Below are 20,176 nucleotides of genomic sequence, written 5' to 3'. Positions count from 1 at the left end.
CGCTTTCCCCTCCCCAAAATGGACTATATTAACGCAGAGCCGGACGAATGCCGACTGTCTGAATTTTTGCCGGCCCCAGTTCTACCGTATACCGGCTTTGCTCGTTTTTCCCCATCTCTTCCCCGCGCTGTTCAATGATGGTGCTCTCATAGACGCCGTTCACCTGGAACGAAGGCGTGACCGACAATGTAGACGGCTCAGCCGTTGAAACGTTAAATACCCGGAACATCAGATCCTCATTCTCCTCGCCAAGCTTAAGAGCGCTGAAGGCAAGGCGATCGCCTTCCCATTCGAGGAACGCATGATTTGCCGGCAGCTTGCCGCCGTGCACGCCCGTCTGCCGAACCGTCCATGCAACCGGGAATTGATAAGCCTCGATAAATGCGCACGATTCAACCACATCGGCATCATGGGAAATCAGCTCCATTTCCAGGACATGCGTTCCCAGGCACTGCGCTTCAGGCGTCGCGAATACGCCCCAATCCCCAAGCTCTCTGACGCCGCGCACGAGCGTGACCGCCATCGTGTTATGCGCCGGAAGCACCTCGTATTCGTTCAGTCCCTGATTCGCGACGGTAAGTCCCGCGATGCCGTCGCTCAAGCTGATGAACGCGTTCTGATGCTGGGCGTTGCTCGGATTGCTCCACGCGGCTTCAGGCTGAATCGGGCGCCGAGCCACTTCATAAATGGAGTCCGCCATCACATGGCCCGTTGCCAGTCCGGTCTTGAACAGCATGCGGATGCGGTGGTCCTTCACCGTGTTGTCGATCATGCTCCGGATGCCGACAGAGCGGCTGTCCTTGCCCAGGGTGAGCTCCGTGACGATCTTCACCCCGGCCGTCTCGCTAACGCGGCGGGATTTGCGGTACCGGAAAGGGACCATGGAGCGAATCTCTTCGTCCAGCAGCGCATCCGCTCCAAGCGGCAGGTTCCAGACGCGCTCGATCCGGTATACGGCGGCCAGCGGCGTATGCTTTACCAGCCGGATATCCGCCGAAAGGCCCTCCGTCGTCAGCGGCGCTTCTCCATCCGGCTGCCGGTACATGTATTCGTTCCCGATGTCACCCGTGTCCTCGTAAATGCCAAGCCCTTCATACTTCCGGCCATTCACTTTATCCAACAGTGTAAAGGAGCCGTCTTCCGAGATCTCCACCCGAAGATAACAGTTCTCCATCGCGTTACCACCTGCATTCACGCCGCCTACAGCAGGCGAAACGGATTCGGATTCGGCCAGGGAATCCTTGCGGACAAGGGCGTAGGTCCGATAACCGATTCCCGGGACGTCCTTGACGTAGAGCTCCACATCCACCTGAAAAGCCCAATAAGGCTGACGGAACCGGTTATCCGGGAGGTCATAGCCGAATACCGGGCCGATCGGCTCGATGTTAGCCTCAACGGGCTTGCCTCCTTCGTCCGTTACGATCCATTCCTCCGGATCAAAAACCCGGTACTCTTCTTTGAACGCTTCGTATTTCTCGTGCGGAGCCTGATGATCGAAATAGCGGCGCTCTATGTCCACCGTCATGCGAACCGCGCCGGAACGGGGGTGGCCCGACGTGTTAAAGACGACGAAAGGCCGCGCCGATTCCGGGTCAAAGCCGGAGGTGTCCACGGCAGCAGCTACCGCCGCGGCGCTGTCGGCAGCGATCGACTCCGCCACCTGCTGCGACTTGGCGAAGCGCGTCATCATCTCGCGGTGCACCTCGTCAACGCTGCAGCCGCAAATGCTGTCATGCGGATGGTTTTGCAGCAGTGTCTTCCACGCATACAGCAGTTCGTGCCGCGGATAGGCCGCGCCGGTCAAATGGGCCATGACGGCGAGCGGCTCGGCCACCTTCTCCAGCAAGGTCTGGCTCCGCACGTTTTGCTGTTTGATGTACACCCGGGCCGACGCGGTATTGACGAGCGTGATCCACCCGTCCGTCCACTGGCTTCGGAGCTCGCCGCGCACGACATCGAGGGCATCCGGGTTCGCCTGACGAAGCGCTTCAATATACTCGGGGAAGCTGGAATGGAGGAACTTCACGTCCGGCAGCATCTCGCCGGCGGTGCGCAGCGCCCTGGACAGATCCTTCTGCAGCGGCTGGTGGTCGCAGCCGTTCATGAAGAGCAGCTCCGGTCCCGAGGCGAACGCTTCGGCGGCTGCCAGCTTTTCCGCCCAATACGCCTTCGCGGCTTCAGGGTCCGTCGGAATCTCCATCCCGTTGTTGTACCAGTTGGCGAACAGGATCGCCAACACCCGGGACCCGTCGGGAGATTCCCAGTACATCTCGGAGTATTTTGACGTATGTTCGTTACCGGACTGGACCTCGTTGTTGAAGCCCACCGGCTTGACGCCGCGCCCGTATACGGCGACATCGATGCCCGCCTGGCGAATAAGCTGGGGTGCCTGCCCCATATTGCCGAAGGAGTCGGGAAAATAACCGATTTTCGCGTATCCCCCCATCTTTTTCGAAGCGAGGATCCCGATCAGCAGGTTGCGCGCATTCGCTTCGCTGCTGACCAGAAATTCGTCCTGCAGAATGTACCAGGGGCCGACGATCAGCTTCCCCTGTTCGACCAGCGAACGCACTTGTTCCGCCCGGTGCGGCATCATCTGCAAATAATCTTCCAGGACGATATATTGGCCGTCCAAATGGAAGCTGGCAAATTCCGGGTCCCGTTCGAAGGCCTCGATCAAATCCTCCATCAGGCGGACCAGCTTCAGCCGGTGTTTTTCGTATGGCAAATACCACTCTCTATCCCAATGCGAATGCGCAATAATATGCGCTGTTTTTATGGTCATCTCTTTCATCCCATTCTTGTATGTTTTCTAGTGCGCTATCGATGGTACGGCATGAATGATGCGTATTACATTTTGACCGAACCGACGGTCATGCCTTTAACGTACATCTTTTGCATAAACGGAAACGCGATCAGGATCGGAATGACGGTGATCAGTGCCCCGGCCATCAGCTCGTTCCATTTTTTAAATGAGGAGGAATCCAGGTACATCAGCCCCATCGGCAGCGTGAACATCTCCTGCTTGTCGACGATAATCATCGGCCACAGAATGTTGTTCCAGCTTCCGATAAAGTTCAGAATGGCGATCGTTCCGATCGCCGGCAGGGCCAGCGGCAGATAGACACGCCAGTAAATCTTGAAGTTGCCGCAGCCGTCCAGAACGGCGCACTCGTACAGCTCATGCGATATGGTCCGGAAATAGCTCGTAAACAGGAAAATGGCAAACGGCGCGGCCCCGTTAATCATCGGCAGGATCATGCCGACGTACGTGTTCTGCAGGCCGAGATTCGTCATGTTGATATACAGCGGAATGAGCGTCGTCACGCCAGGAACGAGCAGCAGCGCGATGAACGTGTAATACACGAATTTTTTGCCTCTAAATCTGAACTTGGCGAACGAATACGCCATCATCGTATAAATCAGAACGACTCCAATAATGACGATGATGCTGACGACCACACTGTTGACGAAAAAGCGGTAAAAGTTCAGCTTGTTCCACACTTCTGCAAACGTGGACCACTCAGGCGCCCCTTTGGGGAGGGGGGACTGCGGATTGGCCAGCGCATCCTGGGATGTTTTCAAAGAGGTGCCGATCATCCACAAGAAAGGATACACGCAGGTCAGCCCGTATAAAACCAGAATGATGTGTTTGATAGTCTTGACCATCTCGGGTCCTCCTCTAAATGTCGACTTTGAACGACCGGATACTGAACATGGCAATGGCTCCGGTAATCAGGAAGGATACCCATCCGATCGCGCTGGCCAGCCCGTAATCGTTATTCAGGAACGCCGTCCGGTACACGAGCGTCCCGATGACCTCCGAGCTGCCCGAGGGTCCGCCGCCGGTCATGATGAACACGTTCTCGAACGCCTGGAACGCGCCGTTGACCATCTGGATGACCGCGATCAGCGTAATCGGCTTCAGAAGCGGCCATGTGATTTTCGTGATCATCGTCAGCTTGCTGGCTCCGTCAACGTTCGCGGCCTCATACAAGGTGGGATCGATCGAGGTTAATCCGGCATAATACAGAATCAGCGTGCCCGGAAGGCCGCCCCATATCGAAGTAATAATGATGCCGATCAGCGACGTGGACGAGCTCCCCAGCATTCCCCCGGGTACGGTCAGAAAGTCGAGTCCGATCGCATGAAACAGGGAGTTAAAAGCGCCGGTAGGCTCAAACAGTCCTTTCCATACATAAAAAATCGCCACGCCCGATGCGATCATCGGCAGGAAGTACACCGTGCGGTACAGCGACGCCATCTTCGTATTCTGCAGGACGAACGCCAGCACGATCGCGATGGGGATGACGATAACGACCTGGGCTGCACCGATCAGGACGTTATGCAGCAGTGAGTTGTAAAAGTTCTGAGTGACAATCGGGTCATCCCCGAGCAGAAACTGCCTGAAGTTAGCAAGGCCTTCGAAGCGGGCCGTCGAAAAGTCAATCCCCGACCAGTTGTAAAAACTGAGCAGGATCGAGAAGCCGACCGAATAGACGCCAACGGCGAGAAACAGGAGAACACCCGGCAGCAAAAACAGATACGGTACCCATTTATTTCTAGTTGTTATCATCTTCCATCACCTTTGGATTTGGATTAAGCAAGCGGCGGAAAGGCGCGTGTCCCTGCCGCCGTTTGCATCATATAGCCAGAGCCGGTTTATCAGTTGCCGCTGGCCTGCAGGCTCTTCATCGTATCGTCGAATTTTTTCGCAGCCTGTTCGGCCGTCATTTTCTTTTCGATCATGGATTGGATGGACTGCGCATACACTTCCCACTCCTTGTTCTTGCCCCGGTAAGCGCTGATCGCCGGCTGCGCTTCCGAATACGGTCCGGGCTCGGTGGCGAACGAGTCAACGATCGCCTTCAGGTTCGGATCGAGATCTTTGGCACGGTCGCCCAAATTCAGGGCCGGAACCGTATAGGCCGCATTCGCGAACGCAACAGCCGCATCCGGATCCGTGGTCATATACTTGATAAAATCAAGCGCGGCATCCTTGTTCTTCGAATCTTTATTCACGGACAGCATCGTCAGCGTGAACGGATCTGTCGTCCAGGAAGTGATCTTCGAGCCGTCAATCGGCGGCACAGGGAACGTGACGATATCCTCCGGTTTCATGCCCATCGCGAGCAGCGTGGACATCGTGAACGAACCGCCAAGGTCAAATGCGGCTTTGCCCGCGGCGAACGCCTGGTCCGCGCCGTCGATATCCGTTGACAAAATGCCCGGCATCAGCAAGTCTTTGTCAGCGAGCGTCTGTACCGCCTGAACAACCGGCAGATGTTCCGGGTCGCTCATTTTCGCTTTTCGTTCGAGCAGGTCAATATACGATTGAGGCCCGCCATACATGATCGCCAGCGCGGATCCGGCCCAGTTCTCCCACAGGTCGGACGTTTTGGCGCCAAAGACAAGTCCCGGTGTTCCCGTCTTGCTCTTGATCGTTTCCATCATCGTGACGAACTCTTCCCACGTTTTCGGAGCTTCGGCGGTAAGCCCCGCCTTCTCGATCAGCTGCTTGTTGCCGTAAAAGGTAAAGAATCCGCCGATATCGAGCGGCAGTCCGTAGAACTGCCCCGCCTTCAACGACTTTTGCACCGTCGTGGCGTTTTTGTCCTTCTGCCAGGAATCGACTTGGCTCTGGGTCACCTTGATCGGATCCATGGCCGTACCGTAATACTTGCTCAGCACGTCGTCGCCGACTTCGCCCGACAGCTCAAGCACGGAGCCTTCGATGGAGTCGCCCGCTGTCGCCCACCAGTTGACGACGTCGGGGAGATTTTTCGAGTTGGCCGCCGCCTGAAACTTTTGTCTGTAAGTATCGTCAGGCGTAAAGGTCTCGACATCCACTTTCACTCCGGTCTTCTCCTCGTACAGCTTGGCTGCCGCTTCGATTCCCGGCGTGTAAGCGACCTTCCAGGTCCACATGGTCAAATGCTTGCTGCCTTCCGCGCTGCTGCCGCCCTCCTGCTTTTGTCCGCCTGAGCAAGCGCTTACAAACAAGCAAAGAACGGACAGCATCGTTACCATCAAGGTTGCTTTTCTTTTCATGGGATAACCACCTTTTCGCTTAATCGGTTAATATGTTTTTTTATTTCTGAAGGATCATACGGATTGCAATCCCTTTCAATATGGCGGATTTGGATACCACCCCCTTGTTAAAATATGACAAGTGCCAACCTTGCCCCGCATCGCTTCCAGCCTTCTTTTCCACGATGCCTTCACGATGTTTGACTCAACTTATGATAACAATATAAACATCTTATTTTTTAATGTAAATGTTTATTTTTTTATTACAAGTTATCTCAGTTAAAGGTCAATATTACGAAAAATCGTTGAAAACACTCGTATTTTTCTCCGACTTATATAGAGTGAGGAAATAAAAAAACATACCATTTGCCATGATTACTTGTATTTTATACTTGTTCGGGTTGGATAATTGTAATATATTTTAAACAGACCTATTCTCGAATGGAGCGCCAAACATGACGAAAAAGTTTACTCCCATGTATAAAAAAATCGAAAATTATATCCTGGAGCAGATCCGCAGCGGGAACTGGAAGCCGATGAACCGGATCCCCTCGGAGAATGAGCTCTCGGATCAATTCGGAGTAAGCCGGATTACGGTCAAGAATGCGCTGTCCGACCTCGTGGACAGAGGCATCGTATACCGCATGCAGGGAAAAGGAACCTTCGTGTCGGAACAAAGAACGGAAGCTCTGTTTTCCCCGCTGTCGACCGAAGCGGCACTGCCGGCAAGCAAGACCGTCGGCTTTTTGCTGCCCCGCTTGGACAACCGTTTTACCGCCAATTTGCTCAGCGGTATTGAGGATTCTTTAGCGGAGAAAGGCTATCATCTGCTCTTTTCCAAAACGAATGACTCCCAGGAGTGTGAAATCCAGAAAATACGCGAGATGAAGCAGGCCGGCGTCGCCGGACTGATCATCTATCCCGTAGAAGGCGAAAATTACAATAACGAAATTCTGTCGCTGACACTGAACCGATTTCCGCTGGTGCTGTTGGACCGGCTGCTGAAAGGAGTGGAGACCAACTCGGTCAGCTCCAACAACTACGAAGCAGGCCAACAGGCCGTTCAGCATTTGTACGATCTGGGGCATCGGCATATCGGATTTATCTCCACCAAATCGGAAGGAACCTCGAGTATTGAGGATCGGCTCGCCGGATACGAGCAGGCACTGGAAGACCGCCACATTCTCATCGACCGCAGCCTGCAGATGACCCGTTTGGGGATGGACAATAGCGACGAAGAGGTCATCGAGATGATCCAGCAGTTTTTGCAGGCCAACCCGCATATGACCGCGGCTCTTTCTTCGAATTTCAGTCCGCATGTCATCCAAGCTGCCTTGGCTATGGGACTGCGGGTACCTGAGGATCTCTCCGTGGTCTTCTTTGATGACGTCGTATACCCCGATTTCAGCATCGTTCCCCCGACAGCCGTGGTGCAGCAGGAACGGGAGTTGGGCCGGGAGGCCGGAAAGCTCATTATCGAGCAGATCGAAAACGACGAACCCGAGTACAGGCAGATCAAGCTGCCGACCCGCCTCATTCCGCGCCGTTCGACGTCGGTGCATTCTGGCGTTTCCGTTGCCCCAAGAGGGCTGTGACGACGCATTTAAAAAGCAAAAAACCGACGTTTTCACGTCGGTTTTTAATAGATAGAGAACCTTACTTCCTTCCCTATCGATTGAAAAATTATAGATATTCGCATGTGAAATTCGTAAATTGGGCAGCAGCGTCTTTGCCGCATGCGTACAAACCGATGATGACACCTGTAAATCCTCCCGCTACTTCAGATGAAAGGTATTTCGTCTGTGCGGTGCCAAGCTGTATTTCCTGGCCGTCCGCTCGCAGAATGAACCGGTAGTGCGTAGGGCTGGCCTGAATCACCAGGGAGGCGCGGCTGCTATTTTTCAAATCGACAGCCTTCTCAATGGACTTAATATCCCCAACATTCAGGCGCTCAATGACCTCATACCCGCTTCCGCCTTGACGTATCGCCAAATCGTAATGATGATTCTCGTCCATATAGAGTGTAATGCCGGCTTCGCCTTGAGTGAGGCTTACGTCGCAGGAAATCACCGCTTCAAAATCCTTTTGGCGAATTCCGATGAAAGTGGGAGAATCCGCTTGATCGAGCGTTATCTCGGTGCCTCTCAGCTCCAGCACGCCTTGCTCATACGAGTAGTTGCCAAGATCCGGATGGCGCAGATAACACCAGTCCTTGTCCCATTCCATATTTTCAAAAGTATAGCGCTTCTTCTCCTGCTGCACGACTTCATCCGGAATGCGGTCGGTTTCAAAGGACGACAGCGTCGTGCCATGATGTCCTGCCGTGAACCAGCCGTCCTCCCCGAACGTAACCGGTGTCAAAAATACCTCGCGCCCCAGATGATGATAAGGAATCCACTGTCCCATCTGCCGGAATCCCAGGTGAAGCAGCCACCAGTTTCCTTTCTCGTCTTGAACGAGATCGCCGTGATCTACCGCCTGCACTTCATAGCCGCCCATATTCCGGTTGGTTAACACAGGGTTATGGGAATACGGTTCAAACGGTCCGGAAGGAGATTCTCCCCGCGCGTAGGTCACCATATGGCCAAACTCGGTGCCCCCTTCTGCGGCTACTAAATAATAGCGTCCGTCGATTTTGTATACATGCGGGGCTTCGAGATAGCGTCCTCCCGTCCCCTGCCAGATGCAGCGGCTTGGCGTCAGCTTCCGTCCGGTTTCGATGTCGATTACACACTGCACGATGCCGCCGATACCATCATCGTCCACACCGTTGCTCATAAAATAAGCTTTGCCGTCTTCAAAATACAAATCCGGATCGATTCCGCCCTGATCCACACCGATCGGGTCCGACCATTCTCCGTAGATGTCGTCCGTCCATATATAGAAGTTTTGGCGCGTCGTATCGTTGGTCGTGGTCATGTAGAACCGTCCGCCGTTATACCGCAGGGTAGGAGCAAATACACCGCCCGAGCTGTTGACCTTGTCCAGCTGAATTTGGCTCTTGCGCGTCAGACAATGGCCGATCTGGGTCCAGTTGATCAAATCCTTGCTTTCAAAAAGAGGGACGCCGGGAAAATACTGCATCGAACTGCAAACGAGATAATAAGTATCGTTCACCTTGCAAACGCTGGGATCGGGATAAAACCCTTTGATGACCGGGTTATCATATTTCATGGGTTCACCTCTGTAGGAGATCTGCATAGATGGTTTGAATTTTACCTTACCGCGAAGAACAAAAATACCCGAAAAATCAGCAGAAAAATCATGTCAAATTAAAACTTTATGATTAACCTGTCACTTGTTCAGAGCATCCATTGGATATAATCGCTAAAAAAGGAGGTTTGTAGATGCTGCGTTTATCCATTCTTGCTCTGACCATGACTCTCCTTTCCGGAATGGTTGGCTGCTCCCAGGGGACGGATGATCCCGGATCTCATCCCCAAGAGGCTGCTGCACACGAAACCGAAGGCAAGCTAAGTGAACAAGGCCCACCTGATTCAAATGCGTTAGAGAATGCCAATTCGGGCACTCCAGATGATCTCACAACAGAAACAAGTACGACAAAAGGCAATCGCAGCAGTGAACCAACAGCTCGAGCGATTGAGGATTTCCCAGAACCAGCCCAAGTGCCGGAGAATGCCGAACGGATTTATGCCCATGGCACAGGCTCTGAAGGGTGGTTTATCTATTCCGCCCTTCTAGGCGGCCGAGCCAGCTTATTGACCTTTTACAGTCCGGATCGGGGAGCAAACTGGAAATCGTCCGCATGGAAGCTGGACCCTGACCTGAATCAAAAAATGACCGACAGTAATATCTTTGTTGCGATGGCTAAAACAGGCGGGAAGAATCAGAACTGGATCTTGCTTACTTCCGATCCTGGCGCGGGGTTAATGACGAAGAAATTGTACCTTTCAGACAACGAATTGCATTCCCTTTCCCTGGTATCCGACGTGTCCGATAAGGTTGAAGGTTATGTATCCGGCGTTACTTTTGCTGATGCCCAGCATGGCTGGATTGCCGCAAGCTACCACGGCAGCGTATCCATCCCTCTATACAGAACCACAAATGGGGGCAAAAGCTGGGCTCTGCAACGCATCGATATCCCCGAAGGCTTTAAATACGGGAACGTGTCCCCGCCTCAATTCGATGCTGCTGACAACAAGACCGGCAGCCTGGCCATAGAATTCGTAAGTGATACGGAGAACCGGACATTCACCTATACAACAAAGGATGCCGGAGAACATTGGGCGAAATAACGCCCTCTATGCAATCTTCAGATTTTCTTTAGATTTCCCCCCATAAAGTCCTCAGATTTTTTCGTTATGATGTTTCATGCCAACAACAAGCGATACAGCTTGATGAATCATGACTTTTCATAACTGTCCGATCACTTTATTGGGGGGAACACCGCTTGAACATCAATGAACATCTGCTATTTTTACAGGGATTCTTTAAAGAGCCCAAACGGGTAGGGAGCGTCATCCCGAGTTCCCGCTTCCTTGCCGCTAAAATGGTTCAGTCCGTGCACTGGAGCGAGGTAAAGGCTGTTGCGGAACTCGGATCAGGTACAGGCGCGATCACACGTTTCATAAAGCCGCAGTTACATGAATCTGCAAAAGTGTTATTGTTCGAAAGAGATAAAAAGATGAGAAATCATTTAAGGATCGAGTACCCGGATTTCCCGTGTTATTCGAATGCCTGCCAGCTCGTTAAAATCATCCATCAAGAAGGCATCGGCCAGCTTGACTGTATTATCAGCGGATTACCCTTTTTTAATTTCACGAGTGAAATGCGCCAAACCTTACTTCATCAAATGGTTGAGGCGCTAAAACCAGGAGGCGTCTTTGTCGCTTTCCAGTACTCCCTGCAAATGAAAAAGCAGTTTGCCAAGGCATTCACCATTGAAAACATCGAGTTTGTCCCCCTCAACTTCCCTCCGGCTTTTGTTTACACCTGCCGCAAAAAGGAGATGCTGTAAAACATCTTGGCGCCGGATCAGCTTGGAAATTGGTTTCGGCCAACCCGTTATGTAGAATAAATATGGGCCGCAAATGTTGAACGGCTGCAGTATCCGTAATCCGAAAATAAAGGAGCAGCATCCCATGAACACTGTGCTTGTCGTAGACGACGATCCGGAAATTCGAGACGTCATCCACGTTTATTTACGCAATGAAGGATACCATGTTCTGGAGGCGGCAGATGGTCTGGAAGCGCTGAGTATCATCCAAACAACCCCGGTTCATCTGGTCATCCTGGATGTGATGATGCCGCGAATGGATGGGATTAAAGCTTGCATGAAAATCAGGGAAATATCCAGCACCCCCATTATCATGCTGTCGGCCAAAGAAGAAGATATCGATAAAATTACGGGGCTGACGACCGGAGCGGATGATTACATGGTCAAGCCCTTTAATCCGCTGGAACTGCTTGCACGGGTCAAAGCTCAACTGCGGCGGCAGTCCTTAATCGGAAAAGAGGAATTTCATTCTCTGATCATCCTTAAAGACCTTGTCATAGATAAGGCTAAGCATGCCGTCACCTTAAAAGGGAACCCCATTTCGCTGACTCCTCTGGAGTTTTCCATTCTGGAGCTGCTCGCGACTCATCCTGGGCAGGTATTCAGCTCCGAGAAGATTTACGAAAGCGTCTGGAAAGAGCCCTACGGCTATTCGGACAATACCGTGATGGTTCATATTCGCAATCTACGGGAGAAGATAGAGGATCGCCCAAGAGAGCCAAAATATATTAAAACCGTTTGGGGAGTTGGCTATAAAATTGAATGAACACGTAAAAGAGCCAAAAAGAAAGAAAAAGATCCAGATCCATATTTTAATCCAAATGGTGCTCAGTTTGATCATCGCTACGGCCATAAACGATCTGTGCATTTTATTATTTTTAAAGATATTGAAATGGAACATTCTCCGAGATATCTTTCCTTACTTTCTTACTCCCCTCTTTTTTATCATCTTTATCCTTACCTTTTTTATGTTGACACGGCGGATCGTGAAAGACCTCGTTTATCTGGAACACGGACTGCAAAAGATCTCTGAGGGCGATTTAAATTATCGAGTAGATGTGAAGCGAAAAGACGAGCTCGGAAGGGTTGCGCACAACATCAATTTGATGGCGCAGCGTTTGCAGCAGCAGATTGAAAAGGAGCGGGAACTGGAGAACTCCAAAATGGAGATGATTACGGGAATTTCCCACGACTTGCGTACGCCGCTTACGAGCATTATCGGCTATATCGAGCTTTTAAGAACAAATTCCTTCCAGGATCAAGACGAGTACACACGGTTTGTGCAAAACACTTATAACAAGGCTGTACATTTGAAAAAGTTACTCGATGATCTGTTTGAATATACCCGGCTGACCTCAACTGAGCCTCGCCTCGACTTAAAGCCGATCGACGTGCTTCAGCTTCTCGATCAGCTGCTTTTTGAATTTGAGCCGATTGCCCAGGAGAATGAAATCACCATCGTGAAAGAGATTGACAGTTCTCCTACTATTACCCTCATTGACAGTGAAAAGCTAGCCAGAGCCATCGATAATCTGCTGATGAACGCCTTGAAATACTCGGAAAAACCGGGGACCGTGCGCGTCATGATGAAGTCGGATCATCGGCATATCATCATTGAAATCGAAAATAAAGGAACCCCCCTTACGGAAGAGCAGGAACATAAACTCTTCGAACGTTTTTATAAAGTAGACCATTCCCGAAGCAGTGAAGGCATTCAATCCGGCGCCGGTCTTGGCCTTTCCATTGCCCGGAACATTGTGGAGCTGCACGGAGGAACTTTGACGCTCCAGCATAGGAATCGATTGTTTACCTTTCATCTGACACTGCCTTTAAGGGATAACACAGATGAATAGGTCCATTAGGTATATAAAAAAACTTAAGCCTGTAGGGACGCAGGAGTCCCCGGCTTAAGTTTTTTCTTTTCCAGACTAACCGGCTAACCGGCAATGCCGCTGCATGAAACACGCATTAAAGGATGATTATTTACGTACAACCGTATAACCTTTATCCTCCAGCAGTTTAATCACGCCATGTTCACCCAGATAGTGGGCTGCGCCGACGACGATGAAGTACTCCGCTTTCTTGTCGCTTTTCAGGTATCCGTCGATTTTATCGGCCATGCCGATGTTGCGGTCGATCAGCATCGCTTTGTTATACTCCGCGTCTCCCGCCATGCTGTTCGTCAGCTCCAGCAGCGCCTTTTCGTCCCCTTTTTTCCACATGTCCGCCATTTGGTCAACGCCGTCGTCCAGGACGTCGAAATTGTCCAGTGCTGCATTGAGGTTCTTCTCCTGCAGCTCTTTGGAGAACTGATCGAACATGCTCAGCTGGGACTCGTAGGATTCCAGTTCCACGATCGGAATTTTGCGCTCCAGCGCCTTTTGAATAAAGTACAGGTCAATGCCTTCCGTTGCCTCGTATCCGGCCATGACCGATTTCAGGCTGCTGATGGTCGTCTCCACGACCCATGGTTTGAAGGCATCCAGTGCATCCCGTTTCATTCCGTTTTGCTCCAGAATGTCCCCCACTTTTGCATAGGTATCCTTGGACACATGGTCCTTTAGCGTCGTGCCGTCCTGGTACATGCCCAGCTTCATGATCATGTTCTGCTGCTCTTCGTCGGCTGCCTTGCTGAGGTCAATCTCAACGCCCAAATAATCGGCTTCGGCAAAGGCCTGCTCGAATTCCGGGCGAAGCGGGTAGAAGCTGTCGTCCGCAATATGCATGGACCCTACCAGGTACACCGTGTTCCCGTTATTTTGCACTTCCCACATGAAGCCGCGGCCGGCTTCCTTCGTTGCTTTCGAGAGCAGGAATACCGTGCGGGTTGCCGGATCCCAATAGACCGTGTAACCGGCGGCTTCACCAATGGTCCGGACCGGCACGTAAGTCACGCCGTTAACCTGTTTCGTCTTGCTGCTCAGCGAGATCTTCTGATCCCCCGCAATGGCATGAATGGTTCCGTTCTCTACATCGGTGAGCTTTACGTTTAGCGCTTCGAGCGTCGTACGCAGCGGAACCAGCGTAGTGCCCTGATCGACAATAGGCGCACTCGTGGCAAAATCGATGGTCTTGTTATTGACCTTGAGTTCCGGCGCAAGCGGAGCAGCCATGGCCGGAGCCGCCGTAGCGAGCATTCCTGCAGAAATCATAAGAGATAAGAGCGTTCGTTTCCAACTTTTCATTCAGAAATTCCCCTTATTGTAGTTTATAGACTGGGCTGTTACTGCTCTGCCGTCTTCCGCGGCATCTTGATCAGCGCCAGCAGCGTACAGCCCATTCCCGCCCCAGTCAGCAGGCCGTCCGCAAAGTCGTTTAATGCCACACCCGTATGCTTCAGGGTCAGCGGACCGACGATCAGCAGCATGCCTGCCGCAATGACGTATGGAAAAGCCTTTTTACTCATGCCGATTCTCTCCTTATCAAGTTAGAATCCGTGCCTAAATCTTGTAAGCTTTCATGGCCTTGCGCAGCTCTTTGATGGATGGGCGCTTGCCGTACATCAGGACGCCGGTGCGGTAGATTTTCGCGGACAGCCATCCAAAAAACAGAATGGACACCAGCAGCAAAACGAGCGATATGAGGATCTGCCAGGTCGGCACCGTCCCCATCCCGATCCGGACGAGCATCGCGGTAGGAGCGGTGAACGGAATGAAGCTCGTCACCTTGATCAGCATGCTGCCCGATGCAGTAATGCTGAACAGTCCGATGTAGAACGAGGCCAGACCCAGCATCGTAATCGGCATTACGGCTTGGCCGAGATCCTCGGTACGGCTGACAATCGATCCGATGGCCGCGTACAGCACCGCATACAGGAAGTATCCCAAGATATAGAACACCAGTCCGTAGAGCAGCACCGGCAGGTTAATATCCGAGATGCTTAGGCTGTATCCTTGCAGAATGTCCTGGTTATGCGGCAGCATCAGGTTCGCCCCGACCACAACGCCAAACACTGCAATTTGCACGATCCCGACCAGGAAAATACCGATCACTTTCCCGAACATCTGGGCCAGCGGCGAAACGCTGGTGATGAGGATTTCCATGATCCGCGAGCTTTTCTCCGACGTTACTTCGGCTGCGATCATGTTGCCTGTCATCATATTGGAGGTAAAGAACAGAATCAGCAGCACATAAACGACCACATAGTTCATGGCTTTCTGCATGTCTTCGCGGTGGGTGTCTCCCCCCGCCTCCGTCTTACCCTCCGCGTTAATCCGCACCGTATCCAGCTTGACCGGTTCGTTCAGAGCGGCGATCTGCTCCGCGGACAGCGCATCCTTGGCGATTACGGTCGTCTTGACCGTCTGCAGCGCGGGCATCAGAAAGCTGCTGATTCCCTGCCCCATGCCGTCTTCACCGCCGGTGAAGGTGACAGCAGGAAATGCCCCTTCCCCGCCGTCAAAAGAGAGGTACCCCTCGATCTTCCCGTCCTCCAGGTCCTTTTTCGCCTGATCCGGAGCGGTCCCTTCGTATTTGACGAACGTATAGTCCTTATTGCCGGACTGCGCGGCATACTTCTCCAGTTCCGCGGCAATGACCGGCTGCGAGCCGTAGAGAATTCCGATCTGCTCGGCCTTGGATGCGTCGTCACCCTTGATCAGCTTAATGATATAAGGCACGTTCATGCCGATCGTAATGAGTAGTGCAAGAATCAGAGTAGTAATCAGAAAAGATTTCGTTCTGGCTTTATTTTTAAACGTAAAGCCGATAATCGTCCCAAGCTTATTCATGCGAATCACCCACCTCTTGAATAAAGATTTGGTTCAGCGTCGGCTCCTTGATTTCAAAGCGCTCCACCGTGGTTTCCTGCATCGCTTTCTGCAGAATGGCCTGTGCCGTTTCCGGCGCAGCGATCCGGATGTGGTATCCCCGATCGATGCGTTCCACTGCCGTCACTCCCGGGATCGCATCCAGGCCGCTGACATCGCCTATCGTATGAAGCAGCACTTCCTCACGCGGATAACGGCTCTTGATATCCCGGATATTTCCCTGAACGACCGTATTGGATTTGTGCAAAATCGTAATGCGCTGGCACAGCTCTTCGACATGCTCCATCCGGTGCGTGGAAAATAGAATGCTGGTTCCCTCGTCCCGCAGTTCCTTGACGGTTGCCTTCAGCAGTTCAACGTTGACCGGGTCCAGTCCGCTGAACGCCTCATCCAAAATGACGATTTGCGGCTTGTGCACGATGGCGGCGATAAAGCCCATTTTCTGCTGATTGCCCTTAGACAGCTCCTCGATCCGCTTATCGTAATACTCCGGAACGTCAAAGCGTTCCAGCCAGTAGCGCAGGCTCTTATCCGCGTCTTGCTGTGACATGCCCCGAAGACGGGCCAGATAGACGATCTGCTCGCTGACCTTGATTTTCGGATACAGCCCTCTTTCTTCCGGCAGGTATCCCATGATTTGCTGAAGCCCCGCATGATAGGGCTTGCCGTTGTACAGAATCTCTCCCCCATCCGGATAAATCAGGCCAAGCACCATACGCATCGTCGTCGTTTTGCCGGCACCGTTCGCCCCAAGCAGCCCGTAAATTTCTCCTCTCCCGACCTCCAGCGAGATTTGGTTGACTGCGGTTTTGTCTCCGTATTGTTTGACCACGTTAACTAGTTTTAATGGTCCCATGTGTCTGCTCCTCCCCCTCCTGCACGCCGGCAGGCTTATATCCTTGCACCCACAACGTTAAAATCTCGTCCAGCTCCAAAGCCCGTGTCTTCAGCACGTTGATACCTGAATCGTACAGGATCTGTTCCAGCTCACGGCAGGACGTCGTCACCACGCGCGTAACGCCATGGGATTCCTGCTGCGTCTGCACCATGTTCGGCAGTTCTTCCAGATCGGACTCGGGGCACCCTGCCCACACTTCCTTCCAGTTATCCAGCAGACTATCCTTCTCTGCCATCCCCATCCACTTGCCGTGGTGAATCAGCATGACGTAGTCCGCCAGCCTTTTCACCTCATCAATAATGTGCGTGGACAGTACAATCGTCGTATCTTCGGTCTGCAGGCATTCCCTAAGCACCTCGATCATCATTTTCCAGGCAAAAGGGTCCAGACCCGAAGATGGTTCATCCAGCAGCAGCAGTTTCGGATGCGGCGCAAGGGCCGCGGCGATTTCGTATTTGCGGCGCTCCCCCTTGGACATTTTGCGCAGCCTCGTCGCTTTCGGTACCTGAAACAGATCGCACAGCTTTTCAAAATAAGGTTGATCCCATTCCGGGTACCAGTACGCCCGAAAGGCGGCGGCCTCCTCGGCGGTCAGGTTATCCTCCTCCAGATTGGATTTTTCCGCCACATACCCGATCTGTCTGCGAACTTCCATAGGAATGCCTTTACTGTAAGCGTGGCCGAACCAGGAAATGCGCCCCGAATCCGGAAACACGGTCTGCAGCAGCATGTGGATCAGCGTGCTCTTGCCGGAGCCGTTCTCCCCAATCAGCCCGTACACATAGCCTTTCGGCAGGGACAGGTCGATCGGTCCGATCGTTTTATGCCGTCTTTGCTTGGTCACGCCTTCCATTCGTATGATGGGCTGTTCCATTTATGCCTCACCTTCTCCCTTCTCCGGATGGTACTTTCTTTTCAGTATCGATAAAAACAGCTCCCTCAGCTCATCTTCCTCGCATTTGACGGACATCCCGACATCAACCGCATGGCTGAGCGCCTCTTCTACCGCCTCCCGCCGGAATACTTCACGCTGTGAAGTACCAACCTTGGCGACAAATGTGCCGGTTCCCTGCTTCGTGCGCAGAAGTCCTTCGCTCTCCAGATCCTGATACACTCTTCGAACCGTAATTACGCTGCAGTTCAGCCCGTTGGCAAACTCTCTAATTGACGGCAAAAGGGTCCCCTCCTCGATCTGTCCGCTGATGATCAGCGATCTTAATTGGGATTCGATTTGATGATAGAGCGGTTCAGCGCTGTTCTCATTCACTTGTATAGGTATCCACACCTTTCGCACCTCACCTTGCTATACTCGTCAATCCTTTTATTGGTTTCAAAGCTTACACCAGATCTCTAGATTCCAGCCTGCGGAGCGTTCCGATTGAGCACAGCACGAGGCTGATGACTCCGGCCAGCAGCATCCCCCACATCGCCGGCGATAGCAGGCTCCATTGTTTGGATACCTCCACCGTGTACACCAGCAGGTTCCCTCCCGCCGCATAAACGGCTGCCGCTGCCACTACGGAGCCAACAAGGAAAATGAGGGTCGACAGCAGATAAGCTTTGCCATGATTGGAAAACTCAAAATAGATATAGGGTCCAGTCATCATAAGCCCGTAACCGATCCATGTCAGCGCAAAGGCCAGGTAATGGTCAAACCGCATATGATCCAGCAAGGTCCCCTGCACGATATACATAATCACGAAGAAAATGATGCCGTTCGCGGCAAAGGCTAACACCGATTGCATCACCCGGTATACCAGGACCACGCCGTTAGAGATCGGAAGCACCCGGAAGAATGCCAGCATTCGCGTATAGGAATCTTCCGTTAAATACTTGAAGGATCTTCGGGAAAAGTAAAACCCCAGCATCGGAACTAACATCAGCAGGATGAAATCAGCTACCGGACCAAGGGATCGTGCCTCTTCGCGCCCCAGCATCATGACCCCTGTAGTTCCTCCCATGTAGGCAGCAAATATGATAGACCACAGGAGGTACCTTTTCTCGCTGCGCAGATCCTTTCGTACCATCATCCAAGCGTCTTTTATGGTGTTCAACAACAATCGCCCTCGCTTTTTCCGTAATCCATAAGGGTGTATATACAGCACAGGTTCACTGTGCTTATTCACCACTCAGTGTGTATACTGTGTATATGTTTATACACAGTATACAGTGTGCTTGCCGGAGATGCAACGGCGAAATGAAAATATTAACAAAAAAAAAGCACCCATTGTCGGGTGCTGCCTGAAGCCGTGCATGTTGAGTTAGGAAACGCTTGGAATTCCCAAGTATGGCTGAACCGAAAGATCGGCGGCAACGGAACTCGGAAAGCGTGCAAAGAAATCCAGCATGACGTTCGCCATATCCAAATCCCCCGGCGGAACGCTGATTTCGTAACGGGTAAACATCGCATCCTGGGGTTCATGGCGCTCAAACGCAGCGCCGACCGTCTTATAAGCCGTGCTGCCCGGTGGTAAAACATACGTAACGACATGGTTCCGGACGTAAGCATGATGCAGGAACTTCATCGTCTTCCCGGGAAAGCCCTTTTCTTCGGCCCAATTCTTTAATGCCGTGAAATAGGAACCGATTAACGCAATGTTGCAGCCCTGACAGGGGCCGCCGTCCAAGTAAACGGCCCTGCGGTCCGGGTGCTGCGGATCAGCAAGCTCAAGGCCCACCGATCCGTTGGCTCCGGTATCGGCCCGGACGACTTCCCAGTGTTTCGGGGCGAGGAGCAGATGCCCCCAGGTTCCGGAAGAATCGCTTAACCAGAACGCTCCCAGATCCGACAGAATCTTCTCCGGGATGACGGTGTCGATCTTCACCTGAAGCGGGCTTGCTGGCTGCATCATGGGTGTGTCTCCGACATGATAGTTCCCTTCGATGCAGTACAGCGGGATTTGATCATCCTGCGGCTTTCGAGCGCCATGTCTCAGCTTCATCACGCCGCATTGAACGCGGCTTGGTTTGAAGCCAGCTTCCTGCTGCTGGCCGGTGGTTCCTCCGCCGGGTCTGCCGGTCCCTTGGCCCGCTGCCGGATCCCTGTCTGTTCCGCCGGCCTGGGCCGTACGGTCACCGTCGGTCACAGCCGGTATGTATTTCGGGATGAGCGAAGTGGTAAACATGACAATGAAGCCGCAAAAGAGGAGCATAATGAAGACCCACACCATTTTTTTACTATGTATAAAATTCCTTCTTCGCCTCATGTCATCCCCATACCTTCTCTTAGCTTCGTTCATTGAACCTTATATATGAATAACGTTTGAAGAAGCACAAAAGTTTCCGCTAGATTGAATGAACTAAAGAAATAATTGTTATAGGGCCGTATGGGACCGTTATAACAAGAAGTTCAATACATAACTCTGGTTCAATCTATATATCTCGTCTTTCTAAAACTTTTTAACCATTTTAACAGTACCTGACGCCAGTGCCCTAAACAATTCAGTACAGCACTTCGGAACT

The 20,176-nt window shown here is 52.2% G+C and carries 18 protein-coding genes; 5 read left to right on the top strand and 13 right to left on the bottom strand.

Annotated features, from left to right (window positions below; translation table 11 throughout):
- Window positions 1-28 precede the first annotated feature (28 nt).
- The 4 genes from K2F33_RS09935 to K2F33_RS09920 form a co-directional block, all read right to left on the bottom strand.
- Window positions 29-2,785 carry an alpha-mannosidase gene (locus tag K2F33_RS09935; RefSeq protein WP_263881560.1) on the bottom strand — a complete coding sequence of 919 codons (2,757 nt, stop codon included), beginning with the start codon at window positions 2,783-2,785 and terminating at the stop codon, window positions 29-31.
- A gap of 65 nt (window positions 2,786-2,850) precedes the next feature.
- Window positions 2,851-3,669, bottom strand: coding sequence for a carbohydrate ABC transporter permease (locus K2F33_RS09930; protein WP_076172898.1), 819 nt, complete (start codon window positions 3,667-3,669; stop codon window positions 2,851-2,853).
- A 13-nt stretch (window positions 3,670-3,682) separates the two neighbouring features.
- The gene (locus K2F33_RS09925; RefSeq protein WP_116232703.1) at window positions 3,683-4,576 is read right to left on the bottom strand and encodes a carbohydrate ABC transporter permease; all 894 of its coding nucleotides are present in this window, start codon (window positions 4,574-4,576) and stop codon (window positions 3,683-3,685) included.
- A gap of 89 nt (window positions 4,577-4,665) precedes the next feature.
- Window positions 4,666-6,051, bottom strand: a complete 1,386-nt coding sequence (locus K2F33_RS09920; protein WP_076172896.1) for an ABC transporter substrate-binding protein — start codon at window positions 6,049-6,051, stop codon at window positions 4,666-4,668.
- 434 nt (window positions 6,052-6,485) lie between these two features.
- Between K2F33_RS09920 and K2F33_RS09915 the strand changes: the two genes are divergently transcribed.
- A complete protein-coding gene (locus K2F33_RS09915) occupies window positions 6,486-7,625 on the top strand; it encodes a GntR family transcriptional regulator (protein ID WP_263881559.1) in 1,140 nt (379 codons plus the stop codon).
- An 88-nt stretch (window positions 7,626-7,713) separates the two neighbouring features.
- Here K2F33_RS09915 and K2F33_RS09910 read toward each other — a convergent pair whose 3' ends face one another.
- Complete coding sequence (locus K2F33_RS09910; protein WP_263881558.1) at window positions 7,714-9,204, bottom strand: glycoside hydrolase family 43 protein; 1,491 nt, start codon at window positions 9,202-9,204, stop codon at window positions 7,714-7,716.
- Between the two features lie 173 nt (window positions 9,205-9,377).
- Between K2F33_RS09910 and K2F33_RS09905 the strand changes: the two genes are divergently transcribed.
- From K2F33_RS09905 to K2F33_RS09890, 4 genes are all read left to right on the top strand, one after another.
- A complete protein-coding gene (locus K2F33_RS09905; protein ID WP_263881557.1) occupies window positions 9,378-10,286 on the top strand; it encodes a beta propeller repeat protein in 909 nt (302 codons plus the stop codon).
- A gap of 155 nt (window positions 10,287-10,441) precedes the next feature.
- Window positions 10,442-11,008 carry a class I SAM-dependent methyltransferase gene (locus K2F33_RS09900; RefSeq protein ID WP_263881556.1) on the top strand — a complete coding sequence of 189 codons (567 nt, stop codon included), beginning with the start codon at window positions 10,442-10,444 and terminating at the stop codon, window positions 11,006-11,008.
- Between the two features lie 124 nt (window positions 11,009-11,132).
- Complete coding sequence (locus tag K2F33_RS09895) at window positions 11,133-11,813, top strand: response regulator transcription factor (protein WP_076172890.1); 681 nt, start codon at window positions 11,133-11,135, stop codon at window positions 11,811-11,813.
- Entirely contained in the window at window positions 11,806-12,900 is a 1,095-nt protein-coding gene (locus K2F33_RS09890; protein ID WP_263881555.1) for a sensor histidine kinase, read from the top strand. Before K2F33_RS09895 ends, K2F33_RS09890 begins: the two co-directional genes overlap by 8 nt.
- Before the next feature lie 126 nt (window positions 12,901-13,026).
- On the opposite strand, the gene K2F33_RS09885 is transcribed toward K2F33_RS09890, so the two are convergent.
- The 8 genes from K2F33_RS09885 to K2F33_RS09850 form a co-directional block, all read right to left on the bottom strand.
- Entirely contained in the window at window positions 13,027-14,232 is a 1,206-nt protein-coding gene (locus K2F33_RS09885; protein WP_263881554.1) for a TraB/GumN family protein, read from the bottom strand.
- Between the two features lie 38 nt (window positions 14,233-14,270).
- Window positions 14,271-14,453: a hypothetical protein gene (locus tag K2F33_RS09880; protein WP_089549084.1), complete on the bottom strand. Its 183-nt coding sequence runs from the start codon at window positions 14,451-14,453 to the stop codon at window positions 14,271-14,273.
- 34 nt (window positions 14,454-14,487) lie between these two features.
- Complete coding sequence (locus K2F33_RS09875) at window positions 14,488-15,777, bottom strand: ABC transporter permease (RefSeq protein WP_089549085.1); 1,290 nt, start codon at window positions 15,775-15,777, stop codon at window positions 14,488-14,490.
- Window positions 15,770-16,672 carry an ABC transporter ATP-binding protein gene (locus tag K2F33_RS09870; RefSeq protein ID WP_263881553.1) on the bottom strand — a complete coding sequence of 301 codons (903 nt, stop codon included), beginning with the start codon at window positions 16,670-16,672 and terminating at the stop codon, window positions 15,770-15,772. The genes K2F33_RS09875 and K2F33_RS09870 overlap by 8 nt, the downstream gene beginning before the upstream one ends.
- Window positions 16,650-17,588, bottom strand: a complete 939-nt coding sequence (locus tag K2F33_RS09865) for an ABC transporter ATP-binding protein (protein WP_263881552.1) — start codon at window positions 17,586-17,588, stop codon at window positions 16,650-16,652. Before K2F33_RS09865 ends, K2F33_RS09870 begins: the two co-directional genes overlap by 23 nt.
- Window positions 17,589-17,999 carry a GntR family transcriptional regulator gene (locus K2F33_RS09860; RefSeq protein ID WP_116232716.1) on the bottom strand — a complete coding sequence of 137 codons (411 nt, stop codon included), beginning with the start codon at window positions 17,997-17,999 and terminating at the stop codon, window positions 17,589-17,591.
- A 52-nt stretch (window positions 18,000-18,051) separates the two neighbouring features.
- Window positions 18,052-18,768, bottom strand: coding sequence for a hypothetical protein (locus K2F33_RS09855; protein ID WP_263881551.1), 717 nt, complete (start codon window positions 18,766-18,768; stop codon window positions 18,052-18,054).
- Window positions 18,769-18,975: 207 nt separating this feature from the next.
- Complete coding sequence (locus K2F33_RS09850; protein ID WP_263881550.1) at window positions 18,976-19,920, bottom strand: DUF4850 domain-containing protein; 945 nt, start codon at window positions 19,918-19,920, stop codon at window positions 18,976-18,978.
- Between the last annotated feature and the right edge of the window lie 256 nt (window positions 19,921-20,176).

It is taken from the genome of Paenibacillus sp. PSB04 (genome assembly GCF_025809195.1).
In the GTDB taxonomy this organism is placed as follows: Bacteria; Bacillota; Bacilli; order Paenibacillales; family Paenibacillaceae; genus Paenibacillus_AQ; species Paenibacillus_AQ favisporus.
Note: the sequence above shows the minus strand (reverse complement) of the source record. Positions and strands in the feature narration are given on the sequence as shown.

Coding starts and splice junctions, on each gene's coding strand:
- K2F33_RS09935 (WP_263881560.1), bottom strand. CDS start 2,785: ATGACCATAAAAACAGCGCATATTATTGCGCATTCGCATTGGGATAGA.
- K2F33_RS09930 (WP_076172898.1), bottom strand. CDS start 3,669: ATGGTCAAGACTATCAAACACATCATTCTGGTTTTATACGGGCTGACC.
- K2F33_RS09925 (WP_116232703.1), bottom strand. CDS start 4,576: ATGATAACAACTAGAAATAAATGGGTACCGTATCTGTTTTTGCTGCCG.
- K2F33_RS09920 (WP_076172896.1), bottom strand. CDS start 6,051: ATGAAAAGAAAAGCAACCTTGATGGTAACGATGCTGTCCGTTCTTTGC.
- K2F33_RS09915 (WP_263881559.1), top strand. CDS start 6,486: ATGACGAAAAAGTTTACTCCCATGTATAAAAAAATCGAAAATTATATC.
- K2F33_RS09910 (WP_263881558.1), bottom strand. CDS start 9,204: ATGAAATATGATAACCCGGTCATCAAAGGGTTTTATCCCGATCCCAGC.
- K2F33_RS09905 (WP_263881557.1), top strand. CDS start 9,378: ATGCTGCGTTTATCCATTCTTGCTCTGACCATGACTCTCCTTTCCGGA.
- K2F33_RS09895 (WP_076172890.1), top strand. CDS start 11,133: ATGAACACTGTGCTTGTCGTAGACGACGATCCGGAAATTCGAGACGTC.
- K2F33_RS09885 (WP_263881554.1), bottom strand. CDS start 14,232: ATGAAAAGTTGGAAACGAACGCTCTTATCTCTTATGATTTCTGCAGGA.
- K2F33_RS09880 (WP_089549084.1), bottom strand. CDS start 14,453: ATGAGTAAAAAGGCTTTTCCATACGTCATTGCGGCAGGCATGCTGCTG.
- K2F33_RS09875 (WP_089549085.1), bottom strand. CDS start 15,777: ATGAATAAGCTTGGGACGATTATCGGCTTTACGTTTAAAAATAAAGCC.
- K2F33_RS09870 (WP_263881553.1), bottom strand. CDS start 16,672: ATGGGACCATTAAAACTAGTTAACGTGGTCAAACAATACGGAGACAAA.
- K2F33_RS09865 (WP_263881552.1), bottom strand. CDS start 17,588: ATGGAACAGCCCATCATACGAATGGAAGGCGTGACCAAGCAAAGACGG.
- K2F33_RS09850 (WP_263881550.1), bottom strand. CDS start 19,920: ATGAGGCGAAGAAGGAATTTTATACATAGTAAAAAAATGGTGTGGGTC.